At 69.9% G+C, this 19,974-nt stretch carries 26 protein-coding genes; 24 read left to right on the top strand and 2 right to left on the bottom strand.

The features are described from left to right. Positions 1-5: 5 nt before the first annotated feature. From AC3ET3_RS06360 to AC3ET3_RS06280, 17 genes are all read left to right on the top strand, one after another. On the top strand, positions 6-1,016 hold the full coding sequence (locus AC3ET3_RS06360) for a major capsid protein (protein ID WP_435611778.1): 1,011 nt from the start codon (positions 6-8) through the stop codon (positions 1,014-1,016). Between the two features lie 11 nt (positions 1,017-1,027). Further along, positions 1,028-1,273: a hypothetical protein gene (locus AC3ET3_RS06355; protein WP_360455566.1), complete on the top strand. Its 246-nt coding sequence runs from the start codon at positions 1,028-1,030 to the stop codon at positions 1,271-1,273. Between the two features lie 2 nt (positions 1,274-1,275). Then, positions 1,276-1,674 (top strand): head-tail connector protein, encoded by a 399-nt coding sequence (locus tag AC3ET3_RS06350; protein WP_381148980.1) that lies wholly within the window; start codon positions 1,276-1,278, stop codon positions 1,672-1,674. Then, positions 1,668-1,988: a hypothetical protein gene (locus AC3ET3_RS06345; RefSeq protein WP_435611777.1), complete on the top strand. Its 321-nt coding sequence runs from the start codon at positions 1,668-1,670 to the stop codon at positions 1,986-1,988. The genes AC3ET3_RS06350 and AC3ET3_RS06345 overlap by 7 nt, the downstream gene beginning before the upstream one ends. Further along, positions 1,985-2,332, top strand: coding sequence for a hypothetical protein (locus AC3ET3_RS06340; protein ID WP_380833322.1), 348 nt, complete (start codon positions 1,985-1,987; stop codon positions 2,330-2,332). The genes AC3ET3_RS06345 and AC3ET3_RS06340 overlap by 4 nt, the downstream gene beginning before the upstream one ends. Then, entirely contained in the window at positions 2,329-2,760 is a 432-nt protein-coding gene (locus AC3ET3_RS06335; RefSeq protein WP_380833323.1) for a minor capsid protein, read from the top strand. Before AC3ET3_RS06340 ends, AC3ET3_RS06335 begins: the two co-directional genes overlap by 4 nt. 9 nt (positions 2,761-2,769) lie before the next feature. Further along, the gene (locus tag AC3ET3_RS06330) at positions 2,770-3,303 is read left to right on the top strand and encodes a phage tail tube protein (RefSeq protein ID WP_360455548.1); all 534 of its coding nucleotides are present in this window, start codon (positions 2,770-2,772) and stop codon (positions 3,301-3,303) included. Continuing rightward, positions 3,303-3,788 (top strand): DUF7426 family protein, encoded by a 486-nt coding sequence (locus AC3ET3_RS06325; RefSeq protein ID WP_380833325.1) that lies wholly within the window; start codon positions 3,303-3,305, stop codon positions 3,786-3,788. The genes AC3ET3_RS06330 and AC3ET3_RS06325 overlap by 1 nt, the downstream gene beginning before the upstream one ends. A gap of 224 nt (positions 3,789-4,012) precedes the next feature. After that, positions 4,013-6,430, top strand: a complete 2,418-nt coding sequence (locus tag AC3ET3_RS06320; RefSeq protein ID WP_435611776.1) for a phage tail tape measure protein — start codon at positions 4,013-4,015, stop codon at positions 6,428-6,430. Between the two features lie 4 nt (positions 6,431-6,434). Beyond that, complete coding sequence (locus tag AC3ET3_RS06315) at positions 6,435-7,340, top strand: phage distal tail protein (protein WP_435611775.1); 906 nt, start codon at positions 6,435-6,437, stop codon at positions 7,338-7,340. 14 nt (positions 7,341-7,354) lie between these two features. Then, positions 7,355-8,338, top strand: coding sequence for a hypothetical protein (locus AC3ET3_RS06310; protein ID WP_435611774.1), 984 nt, complete (start codon positions 7,355-7,357; stop codon positions 8,336-8,338). A gap of 15 nt (positions 8,339-8,353) precedes the next feature. Next, on the top strand, positions 8,354-9,457 hold the full coding sequence (locus AC3ET3_RS06305; protein ID WP_488191821.1) for a hypothetical protein: 1,104 nt from the start codon (positions 8,354-8,356) through the stop codon (positions 9,455-9,457). Then, complete coding sequence (locus tag AC3ET3_RS06300) at positions 9,457-10,311, top strand: hypothetical protein (protein WP_435611772.1); 855 nt, start codon at positions 9,457-9,459, stop codon at positions 10,309-10,311. Before AC3ET3_RS06305 ends, AC3ET3_RS06300 begins: the two co-directional genes overlap by 1 nt. A 43-nt stretch (positions 10,312-10,354) precedes the next feature. Beyond that, on the top strand, positions 10,355-12,055 hold the full coding sequence (locus AC3ET3_RS06295) for a hypothetical protein (RefSeq protein ID WP_435611771.1): 1,701 nt from the start codon (positions 10,355-10,357) through the stop codon (positions 12,053-12,055). Between the two features lie 67 nt (positions 12,056-12,122). Further along, the gene (locus AC3ET3_RS06290; RefSeq protein WP_435611770.1) at positions 12,123-13,013 is read left to right on the top strand and encodes a peptidoglycan-binding protein; all 891 of its coding nucleotides are present in this window, start codon (positions 12,123-12,125) and stop codon (positions 13,011-13,013) included. Positions 13,014-13,089: 76 nt separating this feature from the next. Next, positions 13,090-13,353, top strand: coding sequence for a hypothetical protein (locus tag AC3ET3_RS06285; protein WP_435611769.1), 264 nt, complete (start codon positions 13,090-13,092; stop codon positions 13,351-13,353). Beyond that, positions 13,350-13,604 (top strand): hypothetical protein, encoded by a 255-nt coding sequence (locus AC3ET3_RS06280; RefSeq protein WP_388517410.1) that lies wholly within the window; start codon positions 13,350-13,352, stop codon positions 13,602-13,604. Before AC3ET3_RS06285 ends, AC3ET3_RS06280 begins: the two co-directional genes overlap by 4 nt. Before the next feature lie 130 nt (positions 13,605-13,734). On the opposite strand, the gene AC3ET3_RS06275 is transcribed toward AC3ET3_RS06280, so the two are convergent. Together AC3ET3_RS06275 and AC3ET3_RS06270 are read right to left on the bottom strand one after the other, a co-directional pair. Beyond that, positions 13,735-14,058: a hypothetical protein gene (locus AC3ET3_RS06275; RefSeq protein ID WP_435611768.1), complete on the bottom strand. Its 324-nt coding sequence runs from the start codon at positions 14,056-14,058 to the stop codon at positions 13,735-13,737. After that, positions 14,055-14,510, bottom strand: a complete 456-nt coding sequence (locus AC3ET3_RS06270) for an ATP-binding protein (RefSeq protein ID WP_435611767.1) — start codon at positions 14,508-14,510, stop codon at positions 14,055-14,057. The genes AC3ET3_RS06275 and AC3ET3_RS06270 overlap by 4 nt, the downstream gene beginning before the upstream one ends. A 240-nt stretch (positions 14,511-14,750) precedes the next feature. Between AC3ET3_RS06270 and AC3ET3_RS06265 the strand changes: the two genes are divergently transcribed. The 7 genes from AC3ET3_RS06265 (at position 14,751) to AC3ET3_RS06235 (ending at position 19,960) form a co-directional block, all read left to right on the top strand. Further along, entirely contained in the window at positions 14,751-15,605 is an 855-nt protein-coding gene (locus AC3ET3_RS06265; protein ID WP_435611766.1) for a helix-turn-helix domain-containing protein, read from the top strand. Positions 15,606-15,614: 9 nt separating this feature from the next. Next, positions 15,615-15,821: a DUF397 domain-containing protein gene (locus AC3ET3_RS06260; protein ID WP_435611765.1), complete on the top strand. Its 207-nt coding sequence runs from the start codon at positions 15,615-15,617 to the stop codon at positions 15,819-15,821. A 305-nt stretch (positions 15,822-16,126) separates the two neighbouring features. Beyond that, positions 16,127-16,567 (top strand): hypothetical protein, encoded by a 441-nt coding sequence (locus AC3ET3_RS06255; RefSeq protein WP_435611764.1) that lies wholly within the window; start codon positions 16,127-16,129, stop codon positions 16,565-16,567. Positions 16,568-16,571: 4 nt separating this feature from the next. Then, on the top strand, positions 16,572-17,411 hold the full coding sequence (locus AC3ET3_RS06250) for a DNA glycosylase family protein (RefSeq protein WP_435611763.1): 840 nt from the start codon (positions 16,572-16,574) through the stop codon (positions 17,409-17,411). After that, positions 17,374-18,867: a B12-binding domain-containing radical SAM protein gene (locus AC3ET3_RS06245; RefSeq protein ID WP_435611762.1), complete on the top strand. Its 1,494-nt coding sequence runs from the start codon at positions 17,374-17,376 to the stop codon at positions 18,865-18,867. The genes AC3ET3_RS06250 and AC3ET3_RS06245 overlap by 38 nt, the downstream gene beginning before the upstream one ends. Beyond that, positions 18,864-19,520: a dTMP kinase gene (tmk, locus tag AC3ET3_RS06240; protein ID WP_435611761.1), complete on the top strand. Its 657-nt coding sequence runs from the start codon at positions 18,864-18,866 to the stop codon at positions 19,518-19,520. The genes AC3ET3_RS06245 and tmk overlap by 4 nt, the downstream gene beginning before the upstream one ends. Further along, positions 19,517-19,960: an NUDIX hydrolase gene (locus AC3ET3_RS06235; protein WP_173264604.1), complete on the top strand. Its 444-nt coding sequence runs from the start codon at positions 19,517-19,519 to the stop codon at positions 19,958-19,960. Before tmk ends, AC3ET3_RS06235 begins: the two co-directional genes overlap by 4 nt. The last annotated feature ends 14 nt before the right edge of the window (positions 19,961-19,974 follow it).

Raw genomic sequence — 19,974 nt, 5'->3', positions numbered from 1 at the left:
ATCCTTTGCCTACCTCTCTTACCGAGGCACGGAACAACGCGCAGGACGACGTCGACGTGCAGGTGATCGACGAGTTCCGCAAGTCGAGTGACATCCTCGACCGCCTCACGTTCGACAACGTCGTAAGCCCGACCGGCGGCGACACCCTCACCTACGGATACCGCCGGCTGATCACGCAGCGCTCGGCCGACTTCCGCCCGCTGAACACCGAGTACACGCCCGCCGAAGTCAGCACGCAGCGGTACACCGTCGATCTCGTGCCGCTCGGCGGGTCCTTCCAGATCGACCGGGTGATCGCCCGTATCGGCCCCTCGGCCTCGGGCGCCGTCACCCTAAACATGCAGCAGCTCATCAAGGCGAGCCGTGCGAAGTTCGCCGATGCCGTGATCAACGGCGACAAGGCAGTCGAGACGAACGGGTTCGACGGTCTGTCGAAGATCCTCACGGGGTCGAGCACCGAGTATCTGCCGCTGAACAACGGCGTCGCCGAGGGATACGTCGACTGGACGGCGATCAACGACAAGGCGAGCGCGCTCGCCGCGCAGCGCCACGTCGACGACTGGCTCGCCACCATGGATGACGCCCCGGATGTCATCTACGGCAACCGCAAGACCCTGTCTCTGTTCAAGACCATCGCGGCGTGGACCGACCAGCTCGACAAGGGCACGGACGCTTTCGGGCGCCCGGTCAACGCGTACAACGGGATTCAGCTCGTCGACCTCAAGAGCAGGGCCGGCTCGAACACGGACGTGATCGAGCTCGTGACCCGCGACCCGGACGGCGCCGGCGCCGGCGGGAACGTCTCGGGCCTCGGCGACCTGTACGCCGTGCGCTACGGGCTCGACGGGTTCCACGGGGCCTCGGTCGGGGGCGGCTCGCCGCTCGTGAACACGTGGCTTCCCGAGTTCGACCGGTCCGGCGCCGTCAAGGTCGGCGAGGTCGAGATGGGTCCGGTCGCCCCGGTCCTCAAGGCCACCCGCGCGGCTGCTGTGTTCCGCAACATCAAGAGCGCGTGAGGGGGCCGGACATGACCACCATGCGCATTACCGCCCCGGTCGACGACTTCACCGGCGAGGGCCCCGGCGGCGTGCCGTTCGTCGACGGCACGGCCACCACCAGTGACCCGGCAGTGATCGGGTACTGCCAGGGGGCCGGATACGACGTGCAGCCCCTCGACCACGATCCGCCGGACGACGAGCAGCCCACCGGACCGGACGGCCCGCCGAACGACAAGTCGGCGGGCCGTTCTGCTGCCCGAGCCAAGAGGGGGTGATCGTGGCCCGACAGCCGTACACCACACCCGAGCAGCTCGCCGCATGGCTCGGGACCGCGGCACCCCCGGACGCCGAGCGGCTGATCGCGCGGGCCGGCGAGGACATCGACAGTGCGCTACTGACCGCGATCTACCCAGTCGACGACGACGGCGACCCGCTCGACCCCGAGATCGCCGCCGCGCTCGGCTCGGCGACGTGCGCGCAGGTCGAGTATTGGCTCGCCGCCGGCGACGACGGCACGGGCGCCGCGGGCAAGTGGGACTCAGTCTCGATCGGACCCGTCAGCCTGTCCGGTCGCGCCGCCTCGGCCGCGGGCGCGTCCGGCGTCGAGCTCGCTCCCCGCGCGGCTCGCACGCTGCGCCGCGCCGGCCTCGAACCGGGCCGGGTGATGGCATGGTGACCCGCGTCCCGCCCTCCCTGCTCCGCCACCGGATCGGCGTCGAGCCCTACCTCGGCGACGGCGCGTACCGACCGACGTACGGGCCGCCCGCCGAGCACTCCGCACTCGTCGGCGAGGCCGTGCGCATGGTGCGCGCCCCCGACGGCCGCGAGGTCACCAGTACCGCGCAGATCATCGCCGCCCCCGATCTGGACTGTCCGCCGGGGTCGCGCGTGACGCTGCCGCGCGGCCGGATCACGACCGCGATCAGTACGGCAGTGCATACCGCCCCGGGCCTCCCGGTGCCTGCGTCAACGGAGGTGATGTGTGAATGAGCCGCACCCGTCTGCGCTGGAACGGCGACGCCGCCACGGGCGCGATCCGCGAGGCCGCGGCCCGGGGTCTGCTGCTCGGCGCCGAGCACGTGCTCGCCGCGAGCAGGCAGCGCGTGCCGATCAACGAGGGCACCCTCGAACGCTCCGGCGCGACCTCGGTCGACGAGTCAACCATGACGGCCGCCGTCAGCTATGACACGCCGTACGCCCGCCGCGTGCACGAGGACTTGAACGCCCGGCACGCGCCCGGACGGACCGCGAAGTACCTCGAAAGCGTTCTGCCCGAGACCTCGGCCGAGGTGCAGGCCCTGATCGCCGCGCAGATCCGGCGCGCGCTGCGATGACCTACACCGTCGACCTGCTCGACGGTCTCGCCCGCCTGCTGCACGACGCCGGCCTCGGCACCTACCGCACCGACGGCCCGTACGTGGCGGGCGAGACCGCGATCACGGTTTCCGCGCTTCCCCCCGCTCCCGACCGGTGCATCTGCCTGTCCGCATATCCGGTCGCCGACTCCCCGGTGCTGACCGACACGACCACCGGGATTCAGGTGCGCACCCGCGCGGGCGCCGACCCGCGCGAGGTCGACGCCCTCGACGACCAGGTGCACGAGCTGCTGCACGCGTCCGGACCGCACCGGTTCGGTGCCGTCCCCGTGCAGCTCGTCTATCGCGTCTCGGCCGCCCCGATCGGCGCCGACTCCTCGGGCCGCTGGGAGCGGACCGCCAACTACTACGCCCGCGCGCACCGCGCGCACCCCAACCTCGAATAGGAGGCGCCGTTGAGTACGCCGACGCCCCCGGCCGAGACCGTGACCGCGCTCGCCCGCAGGTACCGCCTTGAGCTGGACATGGGCACCGCGCCCGAAACCCCGGTGTGGACGCTGGTCCCCGGGGTCACCGAGTTCACTCCGAAGATCGACCCGACGCAGCAGGAGGTGACCACCTACGACGCCGAGGGGTGGAGCGAGCAGGCCGTGACCATGCTCGCGTGGTCGATCGAGACCACCATCGCGCACCGCGCGCACCCGACGACCGGCGTGTTCAACGCCGCGCAGGAAGCGCTCAGGAAGGCCGCGCGGTCCTTCGGGGCGGCGTCGTACGTGCGGGTCCGCTACTACGACCGGACCGGCGCCGCAGACGCGCAGGAAGGCACGGCACTGGTGACGTGGGAGCCCGACGGGGGCGGCCCGGATGCGGTCGACACGATCAAGGTCACGCTTACCGGGTCCGGCCCGTTGACCGAGATCGCGAATCCGGTCGCCGGCGCCGGCCTGCTCTCCGTCGAGGCCAAGACGCTCGGGGGTGATGCGTAGTGGCGTTCGAGGCCCTCGACGAGCTGCTCGACGAACGGCTCGAACTCCCCATCGGCGGGCGCCTGTACACCGTCGACGCCCCGTCGGCCGAGATCGGTCTGCGCACGCAGGCCCTGATCAACGCCGCCGCCGTCGCGGCCGATGGCGGACGCGCCGACGAGCAGGTGCTCGGCGACGCCGCCGAGCGCGACCTCTACCGCGAGGTGCTCGGCGCTGCCCACGATCAGATGGTCGCCGACGGCGTGAAGTGGCCCGCGCTCAAGCACGCAGCGATCACCGCCATGGTGTGGATCGCGCAGGACAAGACGGCCGCCGAGCGCTATTGGAACGCGGCCGGCGACCCTTCTCGTCTGGCCCCGAACCGGGCGGCCCGCCGGAACCGATCGGGTGCGGCGAGCTCGACCCCGTCTCGGGGCTCTACGAGTGGTACGAGTACCCGCCCGGCGCGGCCCCGAGGAAACAGCAAGGGCCGCAAGCGTCGCTGACGTGGGCGCAGATCCTCGCCGAGTGGCCGCTCGTCGAGGCCGATCTGCACGAGGTCTACGGCATCGACCTAGGCACCCCGGGCCTGCTGCGCGCCCGGTCGTGGCGATGGCTGCGGGTGCGCGTGCTTGCCCTGCTCTCCGCCGAGTCCCGCCTCGCGCGGGTCCTCACTCCTCCGCCTGACCCCTCCCCGTCGGGGGGCCGAACCGCTGGGAGGTGAGGCCCCATGGCGCTCATGGTGGGCGAGCTCGCCGCCACGGTAACGATCGACGACTCGGGCGCCGTATCCGGGATGAACCGCGCCCGCGCTGCGGTGCAGTCGGGCGGCGACCGGATCGCCGCCGACGCCGAACGCAGCGGCGACCGCGCGGGCGAGGGGCTCGGCGACGGTCTCGCCGACGGCGCGGCCGACGGCGCCGACCGGGCGTCGTCCGGCATCGAGACCGCCATGAAGGGGATCGCCGCCGCCGCGATCGGCGCGGCGATCGGCGGCGCGCTCATGGCCGGGATCGACAAGGCCCTCGACCAAAGCAAGATCCCCGGGACGTTGCAGGCGCAGCTCGGCGCGACCGGCCCGGTCGCCAAGACCTACGGCCAGGCCGCGGGCGATCTGTACGCGGGGGCGATCGTCGACTCGGTCGAGGACGGCGCCGAGATCATCAAGGGCATCGCCCGAAACGGTCTGCTGCCGCCCGAGGCGACCCGAGGCCAGGTCAAGACGCTTGCGACGCAAGTCGCGAGCGCTGCCTCGGTTATGGGCGAGGACGTGTCCAAGGTGTCTCGTGCCGTGGGCACGATGATGAAAAACGGGCTCGCCAAGAACGCGCAGGAAGCGCTCGACGTGCTCGTGCGCGGCTCGCAGAACGGCGTCGACGTCGCCGAGGATCTCCTCGACACGTTCGCCGAGTATCCGACGGAATTCCGGCAGCTTGGCCTCGATGCTCAGACGTCCATGGGGCTTTTGCAGCAGGGGCTCAAGGGTGGCGCGCGGGACGCCGACTCGGTCGCCGACAGCTTGAAGGAATTCACCCTTCAAGCGCAGGGGATGAGCGACGCGACGGCGACCGCCTTTACGGACCTCGGATTTTCTGCCGACAAGATGCAGAAGGTTTTTCAAGAGGGCGGGCCGGAAGCGGCAAAGGCTCTCGATCAAGTTCTCGACAAACTGCGCGGTGTCAAGGACCCCGCAAAGCAGAGCGAGATCGCGCTCGGTCTCTTCGGAACCAAGTCCGAGGACATGCAGCGCGCGCTCTACTCGCTCGATCCGTCCAGCGCGGTAAAGGCACTCGGCGACGTCAAGGGCGCCACCGACGCCGCCGGCGACGCCATGCACGACAATGCGGCGACCAAACTCGAAGCGTTCAAGCGCGGCATAGAGCAAAAGCTCGTCGGCGTGCTCGGGACTTATCTCGTTCCGGCGCTTGAGACCGCCGCCGACTGGATCGGCGACGGAGGGCTCGGCGGCGCGCTGCGCGCGTCCGTCGGGTGGATCTCCGAGCACTCGACGGCGCTCTCGATCGCCGCCGGCGTGATCACGGTCCTGATGCTGCCGACGCTCGTCGCGCTCGCCACGACCGCAGCGACGACGACCGTCGCGGTTGTGACCGGATGGGCCACGCAGACCGCCGCCGGCGTCACCGCAGCAGCCCGGTTCGTGCTGCTCAACGCGACGATGCTCGCGGGTTGGGTGGCGCAGGGCGCGGGGGCCGCCGCGGCTGCTGTGCGGGTGGTCGCGTCGTGGGTGCTGATGGGGACGCAGTCCCTGATACAGGGCGCCCGGATGGCTGCGGCATGGCTGCTCGCCATGGGCCCGATCGCGCTCGTGATCGCTGCCGTGGTCGGCATCGTCGCCCTGATCGTGGCCAACTGGGACACGATCGTTTCCGCCACAAAGGCCGCGTGGGATTGGGTCTGGGGAAAGCTGCAATGGGTCGGGCAGAAGATCCTCGACTTCTTCCTCAACTGGACTTTGGTCGGCCTGATCATCAAGCATTGGGACTCGATCAAGTCGGGCACGGTCCGCATTTGGAACGCCACGGTCGATTGGGTCAAGGGCATTCCGGGCCGGATCGTTGACTTCTTCCTCAACTGGACTTTGGTCGGTCTCATCATCAAGCATTGGGACTCGATCAAGTCGGGCACCGTCCGCAAAGCCGGGGAAATGCTTTCGTGGGTGCGCGGGCTCCCGGGGATGATCGCCGGTTACTTCGGCAACTTCGGCTCGATGCTCTACGACAAGGGCCGCGATCTGATCACGGGCCTGTGGAACGGCATCAAGGGCATGGGCTCTTGGCTGCGTTCGACCCTGATGTCATGGGCCAAGAATCTGATTCCGGGCCCGATCGCAAAGGCGCTGGGAATTCATTCCCCGTCGCGTCTCATGCGCGACAAGATCGGCAAGTTCATTCCTGCGGGAATCGTCGAGGGCATCAAGGCGGGCGCACCGGCCGTCGACCGAACGATGCGCAATCTCGTCTCGGTTCCCGCCGCGCCGCAGTTCGCCACGGCCGGGGCACCCGCCAACGGCGGTGCGGCGTCGGGCGGTTGGGGCGCGACCGTGCACATCGAGAACTGGCACGCCGGCGAGGCGACCGCCGATCAAACGGCGGTCGCGCTCGCATGGCACGCCAAGGGCAGGGGGTGACCGGATGGCCCCCGGTGATCTGGTCACCCTCCCCGGGCACGTACAAGTCGGCGAGCTGCTGCTCGGGCCCCGGACCGCCTACGGGTGGCAGTCCCTGACCGGGTGGGAGGACACGCCCGGATACGACTCGGGCACGGTCAACCGGTCCGACGCGCACGGCGCCTACCTCGGCCGGCTGCTCGCGCAGCCGCGCACGATCACTCTCGACGGCGTCGTGATCCGCACCGAGCCCGGTCACATGGGGGGCGCCGTGCGTGCTCTGTCCGCAGCGACCGCGCTACGGGACGACGAGCAGCCGCTCGTGATCCGCCTCGACGACTCCCCGCCGCTGCTGTCTTGGGTCCGGTGCATCCGCCGTGCCGTGCCGGTCGGCACGGGCGGGTACGCGGTCGGCGTCGTCACGGGGGCCGCGATGCAGTTCGAGGCCACCGACCCGCGCCGGTACGGCGTCGTCGAGCAGCAGGCCACCGCGCACCTTCCCGCGCCCGAGGCCGGTCTCGACTGGCACCTCGCCCCCGGGCCCGAACACCTCGCCTACCCGATGATGTTCGGCACCCCGGGCAGCACCGGGGCCCTGCTCGCGCTCAACACGGGCGACGCGCCGAGCCATCCGGTCGTGACGGTCCGGGGGCCGGTCTCCCTGCCGTCCGTGACCAACCTCGCGACCGGCGAGGCGATCGAGTACGACATCGACCTCGCCGCCGACGACGAGCTGCTCGTCGACACCCGCGAGGGCACGGTCACGCTCAACGGCACCGCCTCGCGTCTGTATACGGCCACCGCCCGCAGTGCTCCCGAGCAGCTATTCGCCCTCGCTCCGGGCGCGTCCTCGCTCGTCTTCCGAGCCGCGCCCGGCTCCACCGATCCCCGCGCCTCGGTCTCGCTCCGGTGGCGCTCCGCCTACTGGTAAGGAGGTACCCCGACGTGACCGTGCGCGCCGGATGGCTGCTGCCCAACGGCCAGACCAGAGAAGACACCCGACTCGTGCCGCTCGGCGCCATGGCGCCCGAGTCCGAGACCCTCACGCGCGACGGCGTGATCGCCGGCGGCGACCCGCTCGCCGCGACCGGCACGGGCGCCATGCAGGTACAGATCGGCGTCGGCCGCGCCGTGGTGCAGGGCACTGCCGCGCAGGGTGCGTATCCGGTGGCCGTGGCCTCCCCCGAGACGCTCACGATCGGCGACGGACACGCGCAGTACACCCGCATCGACTCGGTCATTCTCAAGATCCGCGACGGGTTGTACGACACGAGCGAGCAGACCGAGGTCACCGTCGAGGTGCTGCAAGGCGAGGCGACGGCGACGCCGACGGCGCCGACCCTGATCACGCCCGCGCTGCGGCTGTGGGATGTCACCGTTCCGGCGGGTACCTCGGCCGGTACCGGGGGCATCGCATGGCAGAGCGCGCTCGCCGACCGCCGCCGCTACACCTCGGCGTACGGGGGCATCATCCCGCGCGGGTGGGGCCTGTCCTTCCCCGGCGGGTACCCGGGCCAGTACCGCGACAACGGGACCGGCCTCGACCGGTGGGACGGCGCGGCGTGGCAGACCCTCGACCCCGTGATCGGGTGGACGACGCCGGCCCTCGCCTCGGGCTACACCAACGGGGGCAACTATCAGGGCACGATCAGGTACCGCCGGATCATGCTCGGCGGGATTCCCCACATGCAGTGGCGCGGCGGCGTGTCCTGGACGACGAAGGGGGTTCCGCCGAACAGCGGGAAGCCGCTCGCGTCCCCGCTCCCCTCGGCCCTGCGGCCCGCGCTGCACACCTCGGCGTCGATCGCCGCCGGCGGCGTCCCGATCAAGGTCGACTGTCAGACCGACGGAACTCTGCACTTCATCGGCAACTCGGACTTGACCACATGGGCGGCCCTGTCGGGCCTGATCTACCCGCTCGACGCATGAGGGGGTGCCGCACTGATCGCCCCCACGTACCGAGTCATCCTGTGTGACCTGCGCACCGATCAGGTGCTCGACGTCCTGCCGGTGACCGACGTCCAGTTCGACGACTACATCGGCAAGACGGGCTCGGCCTCGGCCACCGTCCCTCTGCCGAACCGAGCCGTCGCCGCCCGTGCGCGCGCCGCCATCGAACCCGGGCGTACGGCCCTGTGGATCGAGCGCGGCCCCGAAATCTGGTGGGGCGGCGTGTTGTGGACCGCGAACCTGACCAGCAACGAACGGGGGTTTCTCGGCCTACAGATACAGGCCGGCGGGTGGGCGTCGTACCTCGATCACCGCGCGATCCTGCACACGCAGGAGGCCGTACAGGTCGACCAGTACGACATCGTGCGGGGACTGCTCGACTACGCCGCGAGCCTGCCCGGCGGCGACATCGGGATCGAGTACGACGCCGAGCAGCTCTCGGGCGTCAAGCGTGACCGCACATACCGCCGCTATGACGTGCCGCGCATCCGCGAGGTAATCGACCAACTCGCCGCCGTCGAGCACGGGTTCGAGTGGAGGATCGCGAGCTTTCGCGATCCGGGCAGCGGCCGGCGCGTCAAGCGGCTGCAACTCGGTTCCCCGGTCATCCGGACCGGGGCGAGCGACGTCGTCCTCGACCACCCGGGCCCCGTCATGTCCTACGCGTGGCCCATCGACGCGACCGTGCGGGCGAACGCGTGGCAAGCCCGGGGCGCGTCCGACAACAAGAACCAGACCAAGGAATCTCTACCCCTGATGTCCGAGCTACTCGACGACGACGAGCAGCTCGGCATCGGATGGCCGCGGCTGGACGGAACCTCGGACTACTCCACCGTGACCGAGCAGGCCACCCTCGACGCGCACGCACGCGCCGACCTGGCCGCCGCGCTGCACCCGCAGACGATCCCCGAGGTAACCGTCGCGCTCGACCGCACGCCCCTGTCGCCCTCGCTGCTCGGCGCCACCATCCGTGTGCGCATCCGTGATCTGTGGTGGGCCGAGGGGCTCGACCGCCGGTACCGGGTGGTCGGCCTCGCGATCTCCCCGCCGCTGCGCGGCCGACCCGAAACAGCGAAACTCAGTCTGGAGGCCGCCTAGTGGCAGCGATCCCGCTCGACATCCTCGACCGCATCCGCGCGCTTGAGCGCGAGGTGCGCACCCTCACGGGCCGCGCGAACATCCGCCCCGCACTCGACGAGATCACCGCCGGCCCGGTCCGGATCGGCGAGGGCGGCTCACTGGAGGTGTCCGCCCCGGACGGCACCGGGATTTTCGGTGTCGGTGCTCTGTGGGATGGCGCCTACGGCGTCAAGATCCAGCGCAGCGACGGAAGCCTCGCGTTCAACGTGGGCGGCTCGGGCGAGGGCTCCAACATGATCCGGCAGTTCTCCCGCGAGGGCGACGTGATCCTGATGGATGACTACTACTGCCGCCGCTTCCTCGGCCGCCCCTGGATGCCCGTTCCCCTGTACCCGACCAAGCAGCAGGGCACCGAGGGAACCACTTTCCAGCCCGGATGGGTGGGAGGTGCCCCCGCTCACAACGCCGTCATGGAACTGCATATGTCCAGCATCGCCAGTGCCGGCGGGGGACAGGTGCGCGTGTCCATGATCCACCCCACCGACGGCACGATCGAGATGACCGCGTACGACGTCCCGGCCAACACATGGACGAGCAAAACCCACACGTGGCCACTGCACGGCGTCGGCCACCTCGACTACGTCGGGTGGATCATCGAGCACCGCGTCAAGGTCAGCGGCGCAGGTATCGAAACGCGCGTGTTCAGCAGTTTCACCCGGAACACGTTCACGGCCGACGAAGCGCCGGACCCGCCGGCGAGCGCCACCGCCGCGGCGACGGCGGATCTCGGCGTACCGCTGCTCTCCGAACCGCCCGCCCCCAAGACCGACCCCGGGGCGCCCGCACCGGGGATGCGCACCATCGACGACTAGGGAGGGCCCCGCACTGCTGCCCCCGTCCATACCCACTGTGACCGTGCGCGGTCGCTTCCTCGCCCCGAACGGCGTCCCGCTGTCCGGGGCGATCGTGTTCCGCGCGCCCGCACAACTCACCTTCCCGCAAGCCGACGTGATCCTCGGCGGCCCCGTGACCGTGCAGCTCGACGCGCAGGGCGCGGTCGAGGTCAACCTGCCGGCCACCGACGCGCCCGACATGGACCCGTCCGGATGGGCGTACGTCGTGACCGAGCAGCTCTCGGGTATCCCCGTGGGCCGCTCGTACAACATCGTGCTACCGGCCGCGTACCCCGACGTCGACCTCGCCGACATCGCCCCGACCGACCCCTCGAAACCGAACTACGTCGGCGTGCCCGGACCGCAGGGCCCCGACGGCACCCCGGGCAGCAGGATCTACAGCGGCACCGCCGCGCCCGACCCCGCCCTCGGCGTCGACGGCGACCTCTACGTGCGGTACGAGTCGGGCGAGTTCCTCGGCGTCACCTCGACGACCGTCTCGACGTGGCAGAAGACCGCCGGCACGTGGACGCAGCTCGGCGGCGACGTGCGCGGCGCCGCTTGGTACGTCAACAACGGCTCGACGTCGAGCGCCAGCACGCGACCGGGCGACATGCTGCTGCGCACCGATACCGGCGACATCTGGCAGCGCGGCCCGTCCGGGTGGGGCGCCTCGATCGGCAATCTCAAGGGCCCCCAGGGTGCCCCGGGCGCCAAGGGCGACCAGGGCGACACCGGCCCCGCCGGGGCGCCCGGTGCCCCGGGCGTCGTCCAGTCCGTCAACGGCAAGAGCGCCGCCGACATTGTGCTCGGCGCCGCCGACGTCGGCGCCCTCGCCACCACGGCCGCCGGCACCGCCGGGGGCGTCGCGCAGCTCGACGCGACCGGCAAGGTTCCGGCCGAGCAGCTTCCCGACACCTCGGGCGCCGGCGCGGTCGAGTCCGTCAACGGGCAGACCGGCATCGTCGTCCTGGCCGCGGCCGACGTCGGCGCCGCGGCGACCAGTCACACGCACACCGCCGCGCAAGTCGGCGCCATCGCGACCAGCGCGCGGGGCGCGGCGTCCGGCGTCGCCTCGCTCGACTCGTCCGGCCGACTCCCGGTCGAACAGCTCCCGTCCACCACCACGCGGAACGTATGGACGCCGAACGCGCTCGGGTTTCAGGCATGGTCGGGCGACCCCGCGCACGTCACAAACCCCACCACGACCAAGGCCGCCGTACTCAAGCGGATCTATCTGAGCGGCATCTACATTTCCGAGCCGACCCCGGTCAACGCCGTCGCGATCTTCGCGCGCGGGTGGGCGGGCAGCAGCGCGGTACCGGCCGCGCGGTTCTATGCCGGGATCTACAACGAGTCGGGGGCGCGGGTGGCGACCTCGGGGCAGGTGTCGAGCCTGCCCTCGGCCGGACAGATCACCGGCACCGCCCCGGGCGCCAAGAACAACCACATCGGCGCCGTGCCCGTGCCCCTGTCCGGCACGGTCACCCTGCAACCGGGCCGCTACTGGAGCGCGTTCCTGCTCTCCGCCGGCAGCGCGACCGACTTCTATTACATGCACATACAGAACGAGTCGCCGTCCGCACCGGCCAACTTCTTCTTGGGCAGCGCGTTTCAGCGCGCATGGTGCCTCGACGCGCAGACGTCGCTACCGAGCACCGTCAACCAGAGCTCGGGCGAGGTAGGACTCGATCCCGCGATCATGGCGCTCGCTCTCGTCTGACCAACCCACCGACCGCACGCCCCGGCACCCCGCCGAGGGCGTTTTTTCATGTCTGGAGACACCCACCATGGCAACCCCGTTCACGCCCGATCGGCTCGTCGCGATCCTGCGCGCCGAGGGCGTACGCGTCGTCGAGGTCGACTCGTGGCGCACCCACAACCGCAACCACAAGGGCTCGTTTGGGCCGATCAACGGTGTGATGATCCACCACACCGTGAGCGAGGGCACCGAGCACTCTGTGCGGCTCTGCTACGACGGATACGCCTCGCTCCCGGGGCCGCTGTGCCATGGCGTGATCGCGAAGGATGGCACGGTCTACCTGATCAGCGCGGGACGTGCGAACCACGCCGGGGGCGGCGACCCGGGCGTGCTCGCCGCAGTGGTCGCCGAGCGGTCGCTGCCGGCGACGCACCGACACGAGGGCTCGGCCGGCGCGGCCGACGGAAACGCGCACTTCTACGGGTTCGAGTGCGTCAACCTCGGCGACGGCCGCGACCCGTGGCCCGACGAGCAGCTCGACGCGATCGAGCGCGTCTCGGCCGCGATCTGCCGCGCCTACGGCTGGACCGGCGCGAGCGTCATCGGGCACAAGGAGTGGAGCGACTGGAAGTCGGACCCGCGCGGGTTCTCCATGACCACCATGCGCGAGCGCATCGACCGCCGCCTCGCCACCAAGCCCGAGCAGCCCAAGCCCAAGCCGCCGACGCAAAGGTTCGAGCCGTACCCGGGCGTCGCGTTCTTCAAGCGGCACCCGCACTCGCCGATCATCACCGCCATGGGCCGGCGGCTCGTCGCCGAGGGCTGCTCGGCCTACCGCCGAGGCCCGGGGCCGCAGTGGACCGAGGTCGACCGCCAGAGCTACGCACGGTGGCAGCGACACCTCGGCTACCGAGGCGACGACGCCGACGGGTGGCCCGGCCGCGCGTCCTGGGACGCGCTCAAGGTCCCCAAGGTCTGACCCGCCCCGCACCACACGGGCCGCCCGCACCACGGCGGGCGGCCCGTTCCCCCATCACGAACAGAGAGGTACACCCATGACCGACGCCTCGCGTCGCACCCTCCGCACCATCGTGCAGACCGCCCTCGCCCTGGCCGCAGGTCTGCCCCTGATCATCGACGCCGCCGGCATCCCGCAGACCGCCGCCGGCGTCGGCCTGGCCCTCGCCATCGCGGGTGCCATCACGCGCGTGATGGCACTCCCGGTCGTCGACAACCTGCTGCCGCAGTGGCTGCGCGCCGCCCCGCACCCCGACGACGAGCTGCTCGCCCTCGACCGCGACCACGGCGGGCGCCAGTGACCGACCCGACCCCGGGCGACGTCGCGCTCGAACTTGAGCGGCTGCGCGGCGTCGTCGAGGCAGGGTTCGCCCGCACCGACGGCTCGCTCGCCCTGCTCGTGCAGCGCAGCGACCAGACCGACAACCGCCTCGCCGACCACGAACAGCGACTCGACGCCCTCGAAAAGACCCGGTGGCCCCTCCCGAGCGTCCTCGCTCTGGTCGCCGTCATCGGCCTCGCTCTCACCCTGTGGCAGACCGCCACTCACTGAACGCTCACGCCCCCCGCACCCGGGTCTGTCCGGTTGCGGGGGGCGCCTTTGTCGTTGTGAGGGCAGGCGAATGGGCCCTCGACGGTGCACTCGTCGAGGGCCCACTGCTCGGGGTCACCGTGCGCGCGACCTATCCGGTCGCGGGCACGGGAGGTGCGCCCCTTCCACCGCCGCCCGCTCCCGCGTGGGAGACATGGGTTTTCGAGCGGGCGGCGTGGCGTGCGTGCCTCGCGCGGGCAGGCGCTCGGCCCTTGCTGGGTCCGACCACGACCCGCACGGGGATCGGGTCGCGCCAGCAGTAGCAGGTGTAGGTCTGTCCCTCGGTGTCGGGCGGCGGCGTCTCGGCGTGGAGGGGGCCGGGAATCGAGGCGTAGATCGCCACGAGTACGAGCACACCGAGGCTCGCGAAGATGATCACTAGGCCGAGCAAGGCTCGGTCGGCATAGGTGGTCACGCTGCACACCTCGCCGTCGAGTCGTCACTGAGCAGAAACCACACGGTCTTTGATGACTCGTCGGACACCGCCGACCACATGTCGGCGTAGGCGGATACGAGCCCGAGGCCGCGCCCGGTCGGCGAGAGCGAGCTCGGGTCTGCCCACGTGGGCCGTACCTGCGGTTTACGTCCCGGGGCGCCGTCGTGCACGCAGACGGTTACGCCCTCGGTCGAGAGTGACACCTCTACCGTCATCAGGGGCGAGGCAGTGTGCAGGTACGCGTTCGTGGCCACCTCGGACGTGCAGAGTTCGGCACGCTCGGCGAGGTGCCCGCGCCCGCCGAAACGCAGCAGGTCGGCGACCCAGTGCCGGGCGAGAGCGGGCGTGCTCGGCAATCGGGGCGCGGTGAACCTGTAGCTCGCGTTCTGCTCGGGCGGTTGTGCGGGAGGTGCTAAGGCTGCGGTCGTCATTTCGTCGTCTCCCAACGCTGTCTGAGCTCGCGCTCGCCATGCGTGGCTTGGCCGTCCCCGGGGCGCGCAAAAGCGTGCGCAACGGCTGCACTTCGGGCTTACTGGCGTGGCACGGTGCTGCCAGGACTGTAGGGGGCATACATGCCCCGGGGCAAGGGTGCCCCCCACTCCCGGTGACGAGAGGTGGACCCAAGGCACGGTTACGCGGCAGACTCAGGTCAACGACAGGGGAAGGAACCAATGCCACCGAGGGACAACCCGACCGCGCGGCAGCAACGACTCGGCGTCGAGCTGCGGAAGCTGCGCGAACGAGCGGGGAGAACGGCGCGTGAGGCTGCCGGCCTTCTGTCGACCGATCAGGCAAAGATGAGCCACATCGAGGCGGGCCGGATCGGGGTGAGCGTCGAACGCATTCGACGCTTGGCCACGTTCTACCAATGCGACAACGAACCCCTTATCGAGGCTCTTTGCGCAATAGCCCTCGAACACAGGGGGCAATATTGGTTCGACGATTTCCGGGGCAAGCTAGACCCCGCGTGGCTGAATATTGCAGAGCTGGAACACCACGCCGATTCAATGCGGTCGATGCAGAGCATCACGTTCCCCGGACCATTCCAGACGGAGAACTACGCCCGCGCGCTGTTCTCGGGCGTCACGCCGCGACTCCCCGGGGATGAGGTAGAGGCGCGCGTCGAGCACCGCTTGAAGCGCTTCACCATCTTCGAGCGAGAGGTTCCACCCCAGTACACAGCCATCATCCATGAGGCTGCGCTACGGATGAGGTTCGGTGGCCGTAAGGTTGTTCGCGAACAACTCGAATACCTCATCGAGATTTCCAAGCTTCCCACCGTGTCCATTCGCGTGATCCCCTTCACGAGCGAGGACTTTATCGAGGTGACGCAACCGGTCCTGTATGCAAGCGGCCCGGTACCCGAATTGGACACCGTGCAGATCGACAGTGCTTTCGGCGGGCGTTTCTTGGACGCCGAGGCCGAATTGAAGAAATATCGGACGCTGCTCGACATCGCCGAGCACGCTTCACTCGACCCCGAGGGGTCGAGGCAGCTAATCCACCACATCGCAAGGGAACTGTGAGAAAAGGGAATGAGCGCATCACCCATTAAGTGGCAGAAGTCGTCTTTCTCGGGGGGCGGCGGCGAGAACTGCGTCGAGCTCGCGGTCGCCGAGGGCGGCGTGATCAAGGTGCGCGAGAGTGACGATCCGAGCGTCGTCGTCACCACAAGCCGCGACAAGCTCGCCGCCTTCATCGCCGGCGTCAAGGCGGGCGAGTTCGACCACATGCTCAGCTAGCGCTCGGCGTCCGCGTAGCAACGGTGCCCCCCGTTCCATCTGGGACGGGGGGCACCGGCATATGCCAATCCCCAGCCGTGACAAGTATGCCCCGTTGCACACTTGCCGCTCTCTCTTCCGTGGCAGTACGGTCACTCTGCGACGCAGCGATGCCCCAATCGCAGCAACGCCGCACCCATACATGCCGAAAGCTCCCTATTCGCACGCCTGTTAGGGAGAACCCCCGAGGGTCCACCCTGGCCGGCGCACTTACGCCTCACTGCCGGACAGGGGCAACCATGTAACCGCGTCCGGAGGGTGAGGGAATGAGCGCGCCAGCCGGTGTGATCACCGTCAACGGGGCAAGGTTGTCCAGCCATCCCCAGCAGGCCGAGGCACTCGTCGAACACGGGTTTCTGTTCGAGGTGCTGCGGTACGACTCGCCGTACGCGTGCAGGGCCTCGCCACTCGATCAGCCGCGCGTGTTTCCGACGCCGCGTGCCGCCATACGCGCGTTGCGCGTTCAGGTGCGCACGGCTCACATGCTCGGGATGACGCCGCGCGAGGTCGAACGGGCGGTCGAGTGGGCCGAGTCGGGATGGCTGCACGCCCTCGCTCTGCTCAACTCGGGCACGCGCTGCGGGTTCACCGTGGTAGTGGGAAGTGGGGCGGTCGTCGAGTGGACGATTACCCCCGTGCGCTTCCTCGAACTGCGCACGCACGCCGTCATCGCGCCCCCTAACCCGCGCCCCCTCGACCGGAATTGAGCCCATGAGCACGAAGATCATCACTGAACACCCCGCATGGCAGACGACCGCCAAGGAGGAACGCGCCCGTCTCGTCGAGCACGGGGGCGCCGCATGGCTCGCCGTCTGGAACCACCGGAGCGAACACCTCGCCCTGTGGCCCGTTACTGGCGACCCCGCCGCCGAGCAGCCGCCCGTCGCCTACACATCACCGATCGAGCTACCCGCCGCCCCCGAGCAAGCCGCGCCACTGCTCGACGCGTTGGTACGCCTCGGCACGGTCGCTCGTCTCACCAACACGTCGTTGTGGGATGCGATCGTGACCGCCGTTCTCCGCCAGGTCGTGACTGCAAAGCAGGCCGCGCGCAAGCACCGGGCCTTCTACACCGCCTACGGGCGCACCTTCAACACGGTGGCCGGCGAGTTCGCGACCGTGCCCACTCCCGAGACCGTGCTCGGGATCGACGACGACGGATTCGCCGCCGTCGGGGCGAAGTTCAACCGCAACGCGCTGCGCGCCGCCGCCGAGGCGTACCTCGACCGGGGCGAGCACTGGGCCACTCTCGACCCCGAAAGCCTGATCAAAGAGCTCGTCGAGGTGCGCCGAATCGGGCCATGGACCGCAGCAGCCGCCGCGGCCGACTTCACCGGCGACTTTTCGATCTACCCGCACGGCGACCTCGCCGTGCGCACGTGGGCCCGCAAAGCGGCCCCCGCACTCGATTTCCCGAGCTCTGACAGTGAGTTCGAGGCCCTGTGGCGCCGATGGGCGCCCGCACGCACGCAACTGCACGCCCTGACCCTTTTCACTCTCACGTGGGGGAGCAATGACCTTAACGGCCACGGAGGACCGAGCAGCCTCTGACCTGATCGCCGGCGCCGACCCGAACCGGGTGCTCGACGCCTTGTTCGTGAATGCGCCGCTCCGCGACTACGCCCTGCGGCCCCGAACGAACGACTACACCCTGCCCGTGCTCGGGATGGCGTACATCGCCACCTACGCGCAGCAGGCCGGTTTCAACGTGGGTGTGCTGGACGCCGAGGCGCAGGGGCTCGGCGTCGACGAAACCGCGCACCTGATCAACGGCGTCCGGCCCCGTTGGGTGGGGATGAACCTGCTCGCCCCCACGTACGAGATGTCGGCCCGGATCGCCGCCGGGCTCGACCCCGGTATCTCGCTCATGGTCGGTGGGCACCACGCCCGCGCGATGCCCGCCCGCATCCTCGACGATCCGCGTATGGGCAACCTGCGCGCCCTGGTGATCGGCGAGGGCGAGCCACGAGTCGCCGCGCTACTGGCAGACGAGCGCCGCCGCGCCGAGTTGCCCGGGGTGATGTGGCGCGACCGGCTGCTCGGCACGCACGCCGCCGGCATCGCCCGCGACAGGGCCGCCGACTGGCTGAGCCCGGACATCGACGCGCTACCGCTCGTGAACCGCGCGTTCCTGCCGCAAGATCCGTACATCGCCGACGACGGCCGGACCGAGGCGAACATCGTCGGATCGCGCGGGTGCCCGTACGACTGCGGGTTCTGCGGTGCCGCTGTATCGGCGAACCCCGACGTCAAGATCCGCCCCCGGTCGCCCGAGGGCATCGTCGACGAGCTCGACCACCTGCACGAGACCTACGGCACCACCGCGTACCGGTTCGTCGACGATCTGTTCCTCGGTGCGAAGCGGGTGATCGTGCCGCAGATGGAAGCGTTCACCCGACACCGGATCGGCGACCGGTACGTGTGGGACGCCACCGGACGGATCAACGTGTTCGACCGCCTCGACGACGCCATGCTCGACACACTCAAGGCGAACGGACTACGCGAGGTCGCCCTCGGCATCGAGTCGGGCAGCGACCGCGTGCTCGCCGGCATGGACAAGCGGATTACCGCCAAGATGACCGAGCAGGTCGCCGCCCGGCTGCTCGCGCGCGGCATCGGCGTGAAGGGCTATTTCATCCTCGGGTACCCCGGGGAGCAGCAGGAAGACCTCGACGCCACGGTGCGCCACATCCACAACCTGTGGGCCATCGCCGACCGGTACGGAGCGGGCCGCTTTCGGGCGAGCGTGTTCGAGTTCCGGCCCTACCCCGGTACGCCGATCTGGAAGACGCTCACCGACGCCGGACACGAGCCCGACACACTGCTCGCGTACTCCGACGTCGACCTGACCGCCGACGGTGCCGACGAGTCGATGCGCGCCCGCGACGAGTTCAATTTTTCGGTCGGCGTCCAGTTCGGGACCGTCCCTCTCCCGAAGCTCCGCGCGACGCTCGCCGAGCTCACCCGCGAGCAGCACGACCGCAACCGTCTGGGGGTCGCCGCGTGACCGTCCACCCCGGCGTGTTCGTCACGGTCGACGGCCCGAGCGCGGTCGGGAAGTCGACCACGGTCGCCGAGCTCGGCCGCCTGCTCGTCGACCGCAGAAGACGTGTCCACACGACGACGGAGCCCTCGACGAGCGAGCTCGGCGAGTTCACCCGGGCCAAGGCGAACCACATTCACGGCCGCGCCCTCGCCTGTCTCGTCGCCGCGAACCGGTATGAGCACATCGAGGTCGAGCTCGATCCGCTGCTCAAGGCCGGCGAGACCGTGATCTGTGACCGCTACCTCGCGTCGAGTCTCGTTCTCCAGCAGCTCGACGGCGTACCCGAGCCGTTCGTGCTCGCCTTGAACCGGCACATCCTGCTGCCCGACCTGGCCGTGATCCTCACTGCGGACCCGGCAAGCATCGCGGCCCGTCTCGCTGAGCGCGGGAAGCGCCACCGCTTCCATGACGACCCCGACGGGCCCGCCCGCGAGGTCGCGCTCTACCGCGAGGCCGCACAGACTTTGATGACCCTCGGCGTCGAGGTGCTCGTGCTCGACTCGACCGACGCCACCCCTACGGATGTAGCGAAGCGAATCGCCGACGCGCTGCCCCCATCCGGGGGTAGCGTCGACAACCCCACCGACCCCGACGACCGCACGGTGAACTCATGAACGCAGCACTCGCAACCCCCGTGATCGACACGCACGTGATTCTGCGTGATGGCGACAAGGTGCTGTTGTCGCAGCGCGGGGGGCCGTACGGCTACGGCCGGTGGCACGCCCCCTCGGGCAAGCTCGACGCCGGCGAGCCGCTCACCTCGGGTGCCGCGCGCGAACTGCTCGAAGAGACCGGCGTCGAGGTCGACCCCGAGCACCTGCGGCTCGTGCACGTCGTGCACCACAAGCAGGACGCCGACACCGAGCGAATCGGTCTGTTCTTCCTGGCCACCACGTGGACGGGCGAGCCGGTGAACCGAGAGCCCGAAAAGTGCCTCGACCTGCGATGGTGGTCCGTGCACGAGCTGCCCGAGGACATCATCGAGTACCCCGCCGCCGGGCTGCTCGGCTATCTCAAGGACGCCGAGCCGCTCACCGAGCACGGTTGGTCGTAGACCACGGTCAACCC

Source organism: Streptomyces sp. bgisy159 (assembly GCF_057707805.1).
This window is presented reverse-complemented; position numbering and strand designations above follow the sequence as displayed.

Coding starts and splice junctions, on each gene's coding strand:
- AC3ET3_RS06355 (WP_360455566.1), top strand. CDS start 1,028: ATGACCACCATGCGCATTACCGCCCCGGTCGACGACTTCACCGGCGAG.
- AC3ET3_RS06345 (WP_435611777.1), top strand. CDS start 1,668: ATGGTGACCCGCGTCCCGCCCTCCCTGCTCCGCCACCGGATCGGCGTC.
- AC3ET3_RS06340 (WP_380833322.1), top strand. CDS start 1,985: ATGAGCCGCACCCGTCTGCGCTGGAACGGCGACGCCGCCACGGGCGCG.
- AC3ET3_RS06335 (WP_380833323.1), top strand. CDS start 2,329: ATGACCTACACCGTCGACCTGCTCGACGGTCTCGCCCGCCTGCTGCAC.
- AC3ET3_RS06320 (WP_435611776.1), top strand. CDS start 4,013: ATGGCGCTCATGGTGGGCGAGCTCGCCGCCACGGTAACGATCGACGAC.
- AC3ET3_RS06315 (WP_435611775.1), top strand. CDS start 6,435: ATGGCCCCCGGTGATCTGGTCACCCTCCCCGGGCACGTACAAGTCGGC.
- AC3ET3_RS06290 (WP_435611770.1), top strand. CDS start 12,123: ATGGCAACCCCGTTCACGCCCGATCGGCTCGTCGCGATCCTGCGCGCC.
- AC3ET3_RS06285 (WP_435611769.1), top strand. CDS start 13,090: ATGACCGACGCCTCGCGTCGCACCCTCCGCACCATCGTGCAGACCGCC.
- AC3ET3_RS06270 (WP_435611767.1), bottom strand. CDS start 14,510: ATGACGACCGCAGCCTTAGCACCTCCCGCACAACCGCCCGAGCAGAAC.
- AC3ET3_RS06265 (WP_435611766.1), top strand. CDS start 14,751: ATGCCACCGAGGGACAACCCGACCGCGCGGCAGCAACGACTCGGCGTC.
- AC3ET3_RS06260 (WP_435611765.1), top strand. CDS start 15,615: ATGAGCGCATCACCCATTAAGTGGCAGAAGTCGTCTTTCTCGGGGGGC.
- AC3ET3_RS06255 (WP_435611764.1), top strand. CDS start 16,127: ATGAGCGCGCCAGCCGGTGTGATCACCGTCAACGGGGCAAGGTTGTCC.
- AC3ET3_RS06250 (WP_435611763.1), top strand. CDS start 16,572: ATGAGCACGAAGATCATCACTGAACACCCCGCATGGCAGACGACCGCC.
- AC3ET3_RS06245 (WP_435611762.1), top strand. CDS start 17,374: ATGACCTTAACGGCCACGGAGGACCGAGCAGCCTCTGACCTGATCGCC.
- AC3ET3_RS06235 (WP_173264604.1), top strand. CDS start 19,517: ATGAACGCAGCACTCGCAACCCCCGTGATCGACACGCACGTGATTCTG.